Source organism: Pseudochelatococcus sp. B33 (genome assembly GCF_053570585.1).
Window position 1 is genome coordinate 149,124 of sequence record NZ_JBSEFH010000012.1, and the last position, 13,465, is coordinate 162,588.

The window sequence follows — 13,465 nt, forward strand, 5'->3', positions numbered from 1 at the left end:
ATGGCACACGCATCACTCTCCCCCGCTGCCGCTGGCGCGGACGCCACGCCGCTGCTGTCGGTCAATGCGATCGAGGTCGTCTATGGCGGACAGGCGCACGTTCTGCACTCCCTGTCGCTTGCGGTACCCTCCCGCGGGATCGTTGCGCTGCTCGGGGCGAATGGTGCGGGCAAGACAACGACGATGAAAGCCGTCGCCGGCCTGCTGAAATCCGAACGCGGCCAGATCAGGAAGGGGTCGATCGATTACGACGGCGCACGGATCGATCGGCTCGACGCCTCGCAGCTCGCCTCGCGCGGGTTGTCGCTGGTGATGGAAGGGCGCCATGCCTTTGGCGCATTATCTGTCGAGGACAATCTGCGGGTTGGCGCCTTCTCGCGGCAAGATGGTGCGACGGCCGTGGCGCGCACGCTCGACATGGTGCTCACCTATTTCCCGCGCCTCAAGGAACGCCGCGGATCCCCGGCCGGTCTCCTGTCCGGCGGCGAGCAGCAGATGTGCGTGATCGGCCGCGCGTTGATGGCAAGACCCCGGATGATCCTCCTCGACGAGCCCTCCATGGGACTGGCGCCCCAGCTCGTCGAAGAGATCTTCGGCATCATCCGCCGGCTGAACGAGGAAGAGGGTGTGACCTTCCTGCTTGCCGAGCAGAACGCCGCGGTGGCGCTGCGCTATGCGAGCTACAGCTATCTGATCGAGAACGGGCGCGTCGCGCGCGAAGGGCCGGCCAAGGTGCTGGCGGCCGATCCGGAAATCAAGGCGAGCTATCTCGGCTTCGGCGAAGCCGAAGGAGCTCCCATCGGCGAAAGGCGGAGGTGGCTGATATGAACAGCGTGGCTGCAAGCGCCTCCGATCGGGTGGTCCGGTTCGAGAGCGGGCACGGCGAAAGTCTTGCCCTCTGGCTGCGGCGGCTTGTGGACGATGCCCCTGCGCAGGTGCTGATGCGTCACAAGCGGGCCGGGATATGGGAGGAATGGACCCGTGCGGCCTTCCTCGGCCTCGTCAGGTCACAGGCTGCGGGGCTTGCTGTGCGCGGGGTCGGGCCCGGCGGGTGCGTCATCATTCTGGGCGAGAACCGTCCGGAACTTTACGCCGCCATTGTCGCCGCTCACGCCATCGGCGCCGATGTCGTGCCGCTCGGCGGCGAGTTTCTGCGCCGGTTCGGGCCGCCGGATGTTCCGGCGAACCTCGTCGTCGCCGAGAATGCGGAAGCAGCGCGCGCCTGGGCCGGCGAGACGGTTCTGCTGTCCGATCTTCGCGCCGCGGATGAGCTGGCATTGCCTGAGATGACGCAGGCGTCGGTGGTATTGCACGATCCGGGCCTGACGGATCGGCCGGCCCCGATCCGGCTTGCTGCCGGGGCCTTGTCCGAGTGGGCCAGGGCCCGGCTGCCGGGGGTGGGAAGCGGCGATCGCCTGATCGCGTTCCTGCCGGTTTCCGCCATGGAGGACGCTGCGGTGTCGCTCGTCCTGCCGCTCGCCACGGGCGCGAGCGTGGCGTGCGTCGAGGGGCCGGCCACCTTTCCCATCGACCTGCACGAGGTCGTGCCGAACGCCGTGATCGCGCCCGCCCGCGCCTGGGAACTGCTCGACCGGGATATCCGCCGGCGATTGGGCCGCAGCGGCAACGCGGTACGCCCGGTGTCAGACCGCATTTTCACGCGGTCGCTGCTCGACGTCGTCGGACTGTCCCGATGCCGGCTGGCACGCGTTTCCGACGGGGCCATCTCGCCGGCGGCCCTGGCCCGGTTGCGCGGTTACGGCGTTCCGCTGGAGGTGTCGGGCAAAGCGGACGAGGCGGCGCGCCGCGAGGCCTTGCTGCGCGATCACCCCATTGTCGACCGGGCGCGCGTCACGGCCTCCGGGCGGGGATGGCGCGCCGACATCGCCGCCGATCCGGTGGTGCTCGCCCGCCTGCAGGATGATGGCGGTCCGGCTGCGGTCGAGGATGCGCTCGCCGCTGCGGCCCGGTCGGCGGGTGTCGACGGGTTCGAGCTGCGTCCCGCCGGCTTCGCGATGCATGAGCTGACCCTGGGCGGCCTCGTCCGCCGCGGGACCTTCCGCCGTCCCCAGCCGCCCGTGGCTGCCGCCACGTCCGCCCGCCGGCAGCACACAGGCAGCGAGGTGCTGATGGAGGTGCGCAATGTCAGCGTGTCCTTCGGCGGCATCAAGGCTCTCACCGACGTATCGATGCAGGTGCACAAGGGCGAGATCCTGTCGATCATCGGGCCGAACGGGGCTGGCAAGACATCGTTTCTCAACACGCTGAATGGCGTCTATACGCCAAGGAGCGGCCATATCGTTTTCGAAGGCCGCGCCCGGGCGCGCATGCGGCCGGCTCAGGCCGCGCGCAGCGGCATCGGGCGCACGTTCCAGCACGTCGCCCTGTTCCCGGGGCTCGATGTCATCGGGAACGTGGTGGCCGGGCGGTCGGCCCGTTTTGGGGCGTCGTTCCTGGCCAGGGCGCTGCGCCTTCGCGCGGCGATGCGGGAAGAGGCGGAGCAGCGCCGCACGGCCGAGGCGTTGCTGGAGTTTCTCGATCTCACGCATCTGCGCCACGCTGCGGTGAGCACGCTGCCGTACGGCCTGCAGAAGCGGGTCGAACTGGCGAGGGCGCTCGCCACCGGGCCGCGCCTGCTGCTGCTCGACGAGCCGATGGCCGGCATGACCCACGAGGAAAAGCAGGAGATGTGCCGGTTCATCCGGGCGGTGAACCGGGATCTCGGCACCACGGTGGTGCTCATCGAGCACGACATCGGCGTGGTCATGGGCCTGTCCGACCGGGTCGTGGTTCTGAACTACGGCCGCAAGATCGCCGACGGCAGTCCGGCCGAGGTGCGGGAGAACCCGGAGGTCATCCGTGCCTATCTCGGGACGGGTGCGGACGCCCAGGGTGACATCCAAGGGGATATCCAAGGGGACATCCAAACGGACGCCCAACTGGACGCCCAAGCGGATATCCAAGTGGCGGACACGCCGGTGACGAAAACGCCCATTGCGCGAGCCCACGCGGCGGGCGCGGCGAACGGGGGATGAGATGACGGGATTCTCGTTCTTTCTGGAGGTGCTGATCGGCGGGCTCCTGTCCGGCGTCACCTATACGCTGGTGGCGCTCGGTTTCGTGCTCATCTTCAAGGCTTCGGGCGTATTCAATTTCGCGCAAGGAGCGATGGTGCTCTTTGCGGCCCTGAGCTTCGTCGGCTTTTCGGAGTTCGGCCTGCCCTGGTGGGCGGCTTTCGGCGCCACGCTGGTGGTGATGGTGCTGCTGGCCGTGGCCATCGAGCGGGCCGTGCTGCGTCCGCTTCTCGGGCAGGATCACATGATCGTCTTCATGGCGACGATCGGCTTGTCGATCTTCATCGAGGGTTTCGCGCAGCTCGTGTGGGGATCGCAGGTGCGCGGGCTCGACCTCGGTCTGCCCGAAGACCCCGTGTTTCTCGGCGATATCCTGATTGCGAAGTCCGACCTCATGACGGCGGCTGTCGCCGGGGTGCTGGTGCTCGGCCTGTCGCTGTTCTTCACCTATACCCGTGTCGGGCGCGCATTGCGGGCGGTGGCGGACGATACGCAGGCCGCACAGGTCGCCGGTGTGCCGCTGGGCATGATCTGGGCGGTAGTGTGGAGCGCCGCGGGATTCATCGCGCTCGTTGCCGGGCTCGTGTGGGGCGCGCGCCTCGGGGTTCAGTTCGCGCTCACGCTGGTGGCGCTCAAGGCGCTGCCGGTAATGATCCTCGGCGGCTTCAACTCGATCCCCGGCGCCATTGCCGCCGGGCTCCTGATCGGCGCAAGCGAGAAACTGGCGGAAGTCTACATCGGGCCGCACGTCGGCGGCGGCATCGAAAACTGGTTTCCGTATGCGCTGGCGATTGCGGTGCTGATCTTCCGGCCAGCGGGCCTTTTCGGCAGCAACCGTGTGGCGAGGGTCTGAACGCGAGGGTCTGAACAATGGTCTTCCATGGCAATGCTGATCGGATGAAGACTTCCTATGCGCGGGAACTGGCGCTGTTCCCGATAGCGGGCGATCGCCTGGGGCTTGCCGCGCTGCTGGTGCTGGGCGGCGTCGTGCTGCCGCTGTTTGCGGGCGACTACTGGCTGGGCTCGATCCTGCTGCCCTTCCTGATCCTGTCGCTCGCGGCCGTGGGGACGAACATCCTCACCGGATACGCGGGGCAGATCTCGCTCGGTTCGGGCGGCTTCATGGCGGTGGGCGCCTATGCGGCGGCCAACCTCGTCATTCGGCTGCCCGGCCTGCCTTTCCCGGTGTCGTTTCTGCTGGCGGGATTGATCGCGGCGGCGGTCTGCGCGCTCTTCGGTCTGCTGAGCCTGCGCATCCGCGGACTTTACGTGGTGGTCGCCACGCTCGCCGCGCAGTTCATGATCGAATGGACCTGCACGCATGTCCCGTGGCTCTATCTGAACAGTGCGTCGGGCATCGTCAGCACGCCGGCGCTCAGCCTCTTCGGCTTCACGTTTTCGTCGATCGCCGCCCGATACACTCTGGCGTTCGTGAGCGTCATCGCGCTTGCCCTGATCGCGGCCAACCTTGTCCGTTCTCCGGAGGGGCGGGGTTGGCTCGCCGTCCGGGATCAGGAAACCGCGGCGGTTCTGACAGGCATCCCGACCCGGCGCGCGAAGCTCATGGCCTTTGCGGTCTGCGGCTTCTTCTGCGGCATTTCGGGCGCCATGTGGAGCTTTCTCTACCTGGGTAACGTCGATATCGAGGCCTTCACCCTGCATCGCTCGTTCCAGATCCTGTTCATGATCATCATCGGCGGCCTTGGCAGCATTCTGGGGGCGTTTCTCGGCGCGGCCTTCATCGTCCTGCTGCCGCTGGCCATCACCAATCTGGCCACGCTTTTCGGCGGCTCGATACGGCCCGACACCGTCGCCAATCTCGAGCATATGATCTTCGGCAGCCTGATCATCGGCTTCCTGATCCTCGAACCACGCGGCCTTGCCCGCCTGGTAGGACGCGTACGCGACAAGGTGCGCCTCTGGCCGCTGAAATACTGATGTCCCGGTTAAATCCCAGAGCCGGGCCCGATGTCCATCGGTGTTGATGGACCTGCATTTTCAATCAAAACATGCACATAAGGGAGGACAACGATGTTATTTCTTAGCAAGATCGCATTGGGCGCCGTATTGCTGGCCGTTCAAATGCTGCCCGCAGCGGCCCGGGATATACGGCTGGTCCATGACATCACATCAAACCATCCCCGCATCCCCTATATCGACGCTGTCGCGACATCCGTCGCACAACACGCTGGCGCCTCGGCCGTCATCATCAATCCCGATGACGTGGTCTATCCGGGCTTCGCATCGGTGGAGGCGCTGCAAAACGCGAAGGCAGAGGTTGCGCTGGTGAACGCCTCGAACCTTGAACGCATTGACCCAAGGTTGGGCTTCGTCAACCTGCCTTTCACGCTGAGCGATGCGCTGATGACTGAGACGGCGACCCGCGACGGTGTCGTCACGATGCTGGACGACGTCGCACGGCAGAGTGGCTGGCGTGTGCTGGGGCTGATGCGTGGCGCAGACCAGCTGTTCGTGTTCAGATCGAGCAAGCCCACAACTGTTTCTGATCTAAGGGGATTGACGATCCGCGTTGCGGGTTCGGGAATATACGAGACGATCATGCGGAATCTTGCTGTCGAGCCGGTTGTCATGCCGTTTCCCGAGCTTCGGAAAGCTTTCGAGCAGAAGCGCGTCGATGGTGTGTTCACGTCACCCGGTGGATGGATTTCGCAATTCGGCATGGAGGCGCCCAATGCGCTGCATGTGCCCGGTCTGATGATGATCACTTATGCAGTTATCATGCGCGCCGAGGTGCTCGATGCATTGGCTGAAGAAGACAGGAGCGCCCTTGCCGATGCAGTTTCCGTCGAGGTGACGGGCAAATGGTCCAACATGCTTGCTGATGACGACGCCATACTTGCCCAGATGGAGCAGGGTGGCGCCCATCTCGTCCGCGCAGAGGCTGACGACAGCTGGAGAGCACCGCTTCAGTCTGTCTCGGCCGATTATGCAGAACGCTACACCGAGGTCTGGCAGGAGTTCGGCCGCCTGCTTTCGAGTGGTCGGACGCGCTAGGTGGCCCTGTGGCCTTGCCCGTCCGGTGTTGCGTGTCAGCGACGACGCGTGCCTCCGGCCGTTGAGATACTGACAGCCACGTATTTGGACGACCGGGCGTGTCCTGTGCGAACACGACAGATCTTCCACTCGGGCCGGCCGGGCGACATCCTTGCAGAACGCATGAGGCAGACCATGACAGAAACGCTTCACGAATTCATCAAAAGCGCTGTTTCCGGCCGTGTCGGCACGATCACGTTGCAGCGTCCGCGGGCTTTGAACGCGCTCAACGGTCGCATGGTTGCGGAACTCTCCGAGGTGCTGGAGGCACTGGAGAGGAACCCCGACATCGGCTGCATCCTTCTGAAAGGGCAGGACGCTTTCTTCTGCGCTGGCGCCGATATCAAGGAGGCGACGGATGCTTCCTACCCGGACACGCTCATCGACGATTTCCTCGCCGGATGGGACAGGATCGCCCGCGTGCGCAAGCCATTAGTGGCGGCGGTCGCCGGGCCCGCGTTTGGCGGCGGTTGCGAGATCACGATGATGTGCGACGTGATTGTTGCTGCCGAGTCGGCCCGATTCAGTCTGCCCGAGATCCGCCTCGGGACGATGCCCGGCGCGGGCGGAACGCAACGCCTGGCGCTTGCGCTCGGCAAGGCAAAGGCGCTCGACCTGTGCCTGACGGGACGTCCGATGCTGGCAGAAGAGGCGGAGCGATCGGGCCTCGTCTCGCGTGTCGTGCCGGATGCCGACCTTGAAGCCGAGGCTATGGCGGTGGCCACGACCATTGCAGCTGCATCGCTGCCTGCGGCTCTCTCTATCAAGGAGGCCGTGCTAGCCGCATTCGATGGTCTGGGCCAGGGCCTGCGCCTTGAGAGGCGCTTGTTCCAGGCGCTCTTTGCCACGGAGGACCAAAGGGAAGGCATGCTTGCGTTCACCGAGAAGCGCGCCGCTCGCTTCCGCCATCGCTGAACCTCGAACGGGAGACCGATATGACATCCGACACGCTTAACGTTTCCATCGTGGCCTCCGGACATACGCCCTTCGGTCGACTGGATCAGAACCTCGAAGAACTGATCGTGGCGGCTGCGCGCGAGGCGCTGGCGGAGGCGGCGCTCCCGGCATCGGAGATCGATGCCGTTTTCGTCGGGCATTATAATTCGGGGCTGGTCCCGGATGGCTTCATCGCGTCGCTGGTTCATCAGGCCGATCCCACATTGCGATTCAAACCGGCGACGCGGCTGGAGAACGCATGCGCATCCGGATCGGCGGCGATTCATGCCGGGATCAACGCGATTCTGGCCGGGCGCGCCCGAACCGTTCTGGTGGTGGGGGTGGAGAAAATGACTTCCCGCACCACGGAGGAAGTGACGGCGGCGCTTGCCGGAGCCGGATATCAGAACGATACGGCAGAAGCCGCATTGAGCTTTCCGGCGGTCTTCGGCATCGCCGCCCGCGACTATACCGAGCGGTACGGAGATCCGATGGAGGCGATGGCCCGCATCGCGTCCAAGAACCACGCGAACGCCCTGCACAATCCCCTTGCCCAGATGCATCGCCCGCTGTCTTTCGAACAGTGCAACACGGTCAGCGACAAGAATCCGCTGATCGCGCCGCCGCTGCGGCTGACCGACTGCTCACTCGTGTCGGATGGGGCTGCCGCGGTGATCCTGACCACGCGCGATGCCGCGCGGGACCACGCGCATGCCGTCGATTTTCGCGCCGCCGTCCATGTCAGCGATTTCCTGCCGATGTCCGCGCGCGACTTCATCACCTTCGAGGGACCGCGGTGCGCCATGCATCGAGCGTATGAGATTGCCGGTATCAGCGTCGGGGATCTGGACTTCGCGGAAGTGCACGATTGTTTCACGATTGCCGAGCTTCTCATCTATGAAGCCATGGGGCTGGCGGCACAGGGCCGGGGAAGCGAGGCCCTCGACAGCGGCCGCGTGATGGCCGGCGGCGCGACGCCCGTCAACTTGTCCGGCGGCCTGAAGGCAAAGGGCCACCCTGTCGGCGCGACCGGTGTCTCGATGCATGCGCTGGCGTTCCGTCAGCTGACCGGGCAGGCGGGAGCGATGCAGCATACAGGAGCGGAACTTGGTCTCGTGTTCAATATGGGTGGTGCGGCGGTTGCCAACTATGCGTCAATTCTGGCCGCGGCACGCTAGGATGTGTCATTATTTCACGGAAACAATAACCTGCTGTAGGGCTTAGAGCAGGTCGTTTTTTCATGGAAACGACGACATGCTCTAACTTATTGATTTTGAGCGCGAAGCACGTGCCGAAGCCATTGATGACCCGGATCGGCATCATGCCGAGCGTGCCAGGGTTTGCACCACCCGGAACGGTGGAATGTCGATCGGCGACGGAAAGAGTCTGAGCGGAAGCCTCTCGGATTGCCCTTCATCGAGACCTGAAGGTGCCGCAGCGAAAGATAGCGGTCGAGACCAATCGTCCCGTCGAGGCCGGAATGATCGCCATGGCCGGCGCAGATGAAGTCTTCCTCATAGAGCAGCTCTTCCCGCATATGCGTCGGGGGCTCCGGGAAGTTCCCCGCGATCAGCTTGATCACACCGTCCTCCAGCATTGGAAGCCCGACGCTGCGGTTGGTGTTGCGGACATCAGGAACACGCCCGGCGCTTCGAACTGGAGCGGCGGCACGGTCGAGCGCGTGCAGGGCGATGGAAGTCGCAACGTCTTCCTCGACAACATCTCTTCGCCTGTGGGTATCGCGGTGGATGCGGCAGGCTCGGTGTTCGTCTCATCCTATTCCGGCGACACCATTGTTCGCGTCGCGCCGGACGGGAGCCGGGAGACGATCGCGGATGGACTTGCCACGCCGACCGGAATCGCATTCGCGCACGATGGGCGGCTGCTGATCGCCAACCGTTCGTCCGGTGAGACCGTCGCTCTCGACATGAAATCTGGCGGTCGCACCGTGGTCGCGCGCGGGCTGTCGCTGCCTGTAGGCGTCGTGGAAATCTCGGATGGAAGCATCCGTTTCGTCCCCGTATGGCGGGCGCGTCACCCGCATCCTGCCCGATGGCAAGGTTCAGGAACTCGGTCAAAGCTTCGATCGTCCGGGCGGCAGAATGGCTGGCTGGGGAACCTGGATTCGAACCAGGACTGACGGAGTCAGAGTCCGCAGTTCTACCGTTAAACTATTCCCCAGCAACGGGCATCGGTACAAGGCCTGACGGCTTTGAATATCGATGCCGCGGGCGGTGGTGTCGCGCCGCCTGTTGGTGCGTTAATTAGACGGGACACGGTGATCCGTCAAGCACCGCGTGAAAAATTTACGTGGGCGGAGGGCCGGCCGGCGGCTCCTGTGCATAACCGTTTCCCCTGTTTGCCGGCGCACATCAAAGACAGGTTGATCGCCGCGGAGAGATTCTCCGTCCCGCGACATGCTGATATAGAAACCGGCGCTGTGGACAATCGGGCCGGCCGGCCGCCTGCTTGCCTCTCAAGCTTCCGGTCGTCCGGCGCATGTGCCATGAAAGTGCTCGGACTGTCGCCGCTCGGGGTCCGCATCGTCTCCGGCGGCCAGGGACAAATCCTCTTGCCGGGTGAAAGGCCGGACGATGAAGGAGGTCACAACAGAATGAAATACGGGTTGAACACGCTCAAGGCCGGCAGTTCTGGGCGCACGGGACTATCGGGCCGGCGGGTCTGGAGGCGCATTCTCGCCGCCCTCGCCATCGTGCTGATGGCGGCGGCCGTCGCCGGATGCGCAGCGTCGCAGAAAAGAACCACGAGCCGGAACGTCGGCAGGCCCCCGCCGGAGCAGGCGCCCGTCGCCTACAGCAACCAGAACAGGACCGGACCGCTGATCACACCCGACAATGATCCTTTCGCGATCCGGTGAACCCCGATCCATGGCGGTCTGCGTTCAATCTGACGACCGCATCGAGCGCGAGTTGGGGGAAACGACCGAAATGAGAGCGGCGGGCATCGCAGGACAAACGCTGATGCGATCCCGATGCGAACCGCTCTATCCGCGGACGGCGCCCGTCACCAGGTGCCGATGTTGGGCAGGCTCTTCCACGGTTCCTGCGGCGGCAGGGCCTCGCCTTCCTGCAGGATCTCGATGGAAATGCCGTCGGGCGAGCGCACGAAGGCCATGTACCCGTCGCGCGGCGGGCGGTTGATGGTGACGCCCGCCTTCGCCAGCTTGTCGCAGAAGGCATAGATGTCGTCGACGCGATAGGCGAGGTGGCCGAAGTTGCGCCCGCCCGTGTATTCCTCGTCGTCCCAGTTCCATGTCAGCTCGAGCTCGGGGGCGCGCCGCTCCCGCACGCTCTCGACATCGCCCGGAGCGGCGAGGAAAACCAACGTATATCGGCCCGCCTCGTTCTCGGTGCGCCGCACCTCGACGAGGCCGAACTTGTCGACGTAGAAATCCAGTGCCGCATCGAGATCCCGCACCCGGACCATGGTGTGAACGTAACGCATCGGCCTTTGCTCCTGTTGTGTCATCCGTTGGCTTGACATTTCCTCCATAATGACGCGACCTCTGCGCGCCGGCGATGGATGCGCCGCTGCCGGAATAGATAAGGCCGTCGGGCCGGCCGGACAACATCGGATGTTCATGCCCGGGAGCCGAAGAATGCACAACGGGGACGATCTCATCGAACGGCGCAGGACCGAGAAGCGCAAGGAAAAGGTCGCGCTCATCTCGATCTTCGTTAGTGCGCTGCTGACGATCGCGAAGGCGATCGGCGGCTTCATGACCGGCTCGCTGGCGCTGCTCTCCGACGCCGCCAACAGCCTGCTCGACGTGGGCGCGACGACGATCACGTGGCTTGCGGTGCGCGAGGCGCACAAACCGGCCGACGATCAGCACCATTTCGGCCATGGCAAGTTCGAATCCATGTCGGCGCTGGCCGAGACGGCGTTCCTGTTCCTGCTGTCGGGCGTCGTCGCCTTCGAGGGCCTGCGGCGCCTCGCGACCGGCGCCGAGGTGGTTGAGCCGAGCTGGACGGCCGCGGGCATCCTCGTCGGTGCGATTCTGGTCGACGCCTGGCGCTGGTGGACGCTGAAGAAAGTGGCGCGCGAGACCGGCAGCGAGGCGCTGGAGGCCGATGCGCTGCACTTCTCGTCCGATCTCGTGAATTCGGTCTTCGTGCTGATCGCGCTGGGGCTCGCGGCGATCGGCTATCAGGCGGCGGACGCGCTGATCGCCATCGGCGTTTCCGTCTATATCGCCTTTGCCGGCTTCGGCCTCGCGCGCCGCACCATTGCCAATCTGCTCGACACCGCGCCCAAGGGCATGGCCGAGCGCGTGCGCGCCGTCACCGACAACGTCCCGGGCGTGGTCGAGGTGACGGGCGTGAAGGTCCGCCCGTCCGGCTCCGGCCTGCTGGGGGAGGTGGCGATCGACGTTTCCCGCACCCTGCCGCTCGAACGGGTGGGGGCCATCCGCGAGCAGGTGGCGCAGGCGCTGGCGCAGGAACTGCCCGGATCGGCGTTCACCGTCACTGCCCATCCGGTGCAGCTCGATTCGGAAACCGTACAGGAACGCATCGGCCTCATCGCCCACAAACAGCACATTCCGGTGCATCACGTGACGGTGCAGAGCATCAACGGCCGCCTGTCGATCAGCGTCGATCTGGAGATCGACGGCCGTGCGACTCTGGGAGACGCGCATGCCGCCGCCACCCGATTCGAGAGCGCGCTGCGCGACGAGTTCGGCACTGACGCGGAAGTCGAGACGCACATCGAGCCGCTGGAGATCGATCCGCTCGAAGGGCAGGACGCGCCCGAGGAAGAGGTGGCGAGGATCGCGGCAAGCCTGCGCCGGCGGGCGGCGGGCACGCGCTTCATTCACGACGTGCATCAGGTGCGCGTGCGCGAGACTCCCTGCGGCCTTGTCGTCAACTACCATTGCCGCGCGGAGCCGTCGCTCGACATCGCCAGCGTCCATGCCGAAGTGGACGCGGTGGAACGTCTCGTGCGTCAGGATCTTCCGGAAATCGCCCGTGTCGTCGGCCATGCGGAGCCAACGACGACAGGTGTAGAGCATCGGGCGGCCACGGGAACCACTTGACACCATACCTGAGAACGGATGGAATACTGATAAGAACAAGGTTCGTCCGATAAGATCGACTTCCGGCAAGAGGGCAGCGCATGCCGACAAATGGTGCGTCGTCGTTACCCTCCGAGGTTCCCCGGCAGCGGGTGGGAGCAGTGATCACCCGCGAACTGGCGGTGCGCCCACAGCGGACGCTCGATCCGCGCGAGGAAATCGACGCGCTGCAGGATCTGGCGTGGCAGATGCTGGAGCGGCCGGACTCGTTTCTGCCCTATCTGGTGCAGACCGCCCTGCGCATCGCCGACGCCCATTCCGCCGGAATCAGCCTGCACGAGCCGGATTCGAAGGATGGCGACGTTTTCCGCTGGCACTACCTGACCGGCGAGTGCGCGCCCTTCATCGGGCGGACGACGCCCCGCCGTTCCAGCCCCTGCGGCCTGTGTCTCGACGAGGGCGGGCCGGTGCTGATCGCCTTTCCCGAGGAGCTCTGCTCGGACTACGCCGTGCCGGGCCTCGTCAGCTATGAGGCGCTGCTGGTGCCCATCTACCTGGCCGGCGACCGGCCTCTCGGCGCGCTGTGGGTGATCTCGCACCAGGAGGAGCGGCGCTTCGATGGCGTCGATGCGCGGGTGCTCAGCGAACTGGCGACCTTCGCCGGCATCGCGCTCAAGATGATCCGCGACGCGCGGGCGCTCAAGGAGGCGCTGGAGGCGCAGGAGATCCTGGTCCGCGAGATGCGCCATCGCATCGGCAACGTGCTGACCGTCGCGAGCGGCCTCGTCAGCGCCTCGGCGCGCACCGCCGCGACGCCGCAGGAAATGGCCGACAAGGTGCGCGGGCGCCTGGAGGCGCTGGGAAGGGCGCAGGCGATCGTGCATCAGCCCGCCTCCGATCATCATATCGGCCGGGAGGCCGTTTCCCTCGCCGATCAGCTTCGGGCGCTCGTCGGCGTGCTCGCGGAGCCCTACAGCGAGGACGGACGGCGCATCGCGCTTGCGCCCGGGCTCCACCTGCCGCCCGACGCGCCGACGCTGGGGCAGGGCGGCCTGACGGCGCTGGGGCTCGTGCTGCACGAACTTGCCACCAATGCGGTCAAGTACGGCGCGCTGTCCGAGCCGGCGGGACACGTCACCATAGATTGGCACATCGGGAGCGGCGTCTGCACCCTCGTGTGGAAGGAGCACGACGGCCCGCGGGTAATCGCCCCGCCGGACTCGGTAGGCTTCGGTTCGACGCTGATCAACCGCACGATCAAGGGGCTGCTTGGCGGCGACGTCGATTTCAACTGGCTGCCCGACGGGCTGAACGTCGAAATACGCATGGACCCGCACGCGCTGGCGCGCTGAGGCCTGCGCAA

General features: G+C 65.5%; 12 protein-coding genes and 1 tRNA gene. 11 read left to right on the forward strand and 2 right to left on the reverse strand.

The annotated features are described in order from the left end of the window. The 8 genes from ACUSIJ_RS15050 to ACUSIJ_RS15085 all read left to right on the forward strand — a co-directional run bounded on the left by ACUSIJ_RS15050 (position 1) and on the right by ACUSIJ_RS15085 (position 9,204). Positions 1 to 828 (forward strand): ABC transporter ATP-binding protein, encoded by an 828-nt coding sequence (locus ACUSIJ_RS15050; protein ID WP_449309218.1) that lies wholly within the window; start codon positions 1 to 3, stop codon positions 826 to 828. Then, complete coding sequence (locus ACUSIJ_RS15055) at positions 825 to 3,035, forward strand: ATP-binding cassette domain-containing protein (RefSeq protein ID WP_449309219.1); 2,211 nt, start codon at positions 825 to 827, stop codon at positions 3,033 to 3,035. Before ACUSIJ_RS15050 ends, ACUSIJ_RS15055 begins: the two co-directional genes overlap by 4 nt. Position 3,036: 1 nt before the next feature. Then, on the forward strand, positions 3,037 to 3,927 hold the full coding sequence (locus ACUSIJ_RS15060) for a branched-chain amino acid ABC transporter permease (protein WP_449309220.1): 891 nt from the start codon (positions 3,037 to 3,039) through the stop codon (positions 3,925 to 3,927). A 44-nt stretch (positions 3,928 to 3,971) separates the two neighbouring features. Then, positions 3,972 to 5,012 (forward strand): branched-chain amino acid ABC transporter permease, encoded by a 1,041-nt coding sequence (locus tag ACUSIJ_RS15065; protein WP_449309221.1) that lies wholly within the window; start codon positions 3,972 to 3,974, stop codon positions 5,010 to 5,012. Positions 5,013 to 5,105: 93 nt separating this feature from the next. After that, the gene (locus tag ACUSIJ_RS15070) at positions 5,106 to 6,089 is read left to right on the forward strand and encodes a TRAP transporter substrate-binding protein (RefSeq protein ID WP_449309222.1); all 984 of its coding nucleotides are present in this window, start codon (positions 5,106 to 5,108) and stop codon (positions 6,087 to 6,089) included. A gap of 162 nt (positions 6,090 to 6,251) precedes the next feature. Further along, complete coding sequence (locus ACUSIJ_RS15075) at positions 6,252 to 7,043, forward strand: enoyl-CoA hydratase-related protein (RefSeq protein ID WP_449309223.1); 792 nt, start codon at positions 6,252 to 6,254, stop codon at positions 7,041 to 7,043. A 20-nt stretch (positions 7,044 to 7,063) separates the two neighbouring features. Next, entirely contained in the window at positions 7,064 to 8,242 is a 1,179-nt protein-coding gene (locus ACUSIJ_RS15080; protein ID WP_449309224.1) for a thiolase domain-containing protein, read from the forward strand. 251 nt (positions 8,243 to 8,493) lie between these two features. Further along, complete coding sequence (locus tag ACUSIJ_RS15085; RefSeq protein WP_449309225.1) at positions 8,494 to 9,204, forward strand: hypothetical protein; 711 nt, start codon at positions 8,494 to 8,496, stop codon at positions 9,202 to 9,204. Here ACUSIJ_RS15085 and ACUSIJ_RS15090 read toward each other — a convergent pair. Continuing rightward, a tRNA-Gln gene (locus tag ACUSIJ_RS15090) sits at positions 9,172 to 9,245 on the reverse strand. The two genes, ACUSIJ_RS15085 and ACUSIJ_RS15090, sit on opposite strands and share 33 nt — an antisense overlap. Positions 9,246 to 9,678: 433 nt before the next feature. On the opposite strand from ACUSIJ_RS15090, the gene ACUSIJ_RS15095 reads away from it, so the two are divergent. Further along, a complete protein-coding gene (locus ACUSIJ_RS15095; protein WP_449309226.1) occupies positions 9,679 to 9,942 on the forward strand; it encodes a hypothetical protein in 264 nt (87 codons plus the stop codon). Between the two features lie 146 nt (positions 9,943 to 10,088). Here ACUSIJ_RS15095 and ACUSIJ_RS15100 read toward each other — a convergent pair whose 3' ends face one another. Then, positions 10,089 to 10,529: a VOC family protein gene (locus ACUSIJ_RS15100; protein WP_449309227.1), complete on the reverse strand. Its 441-nt coding sequence runs from the start codon at positions 10,527 to 10,529 to the stop codon at positions 10,089 to 10,091. Positions 10,530 to 10,683: 154 nt separating this feature from the next. Between ACUSIJ_RS15100 and ACUSIJ_RS15105 the strand changes: the two genes are divergently transcribed. Continuing rightward, positions 10,684 to 12,123, forward strand: coding sequence for a cation diffusion facilitator family transporter (locus ACUSIJ_RS15105; protein ID WP_449309228.1), 1,440 nt, complete (start codon positions 10,684 to 10,686; stop codon positions 12,121 to 12,123). An 80-nt stretch (positions 12,124 to 12,203) separates the two neighbouring features. Beyond that, a complete protein-coding gene (locus ACUSIJ_RS15110; protein ID WP_449309229.1) occupies positions 12,204 to 13,454 on the forward strand; it encodes a sensor histidine kinase in 1,251 nt (416 codons plus the stop codon). The last annotated feature ends 11 nt before the right edge of the window (positions 13,455 to 13,465 follow it).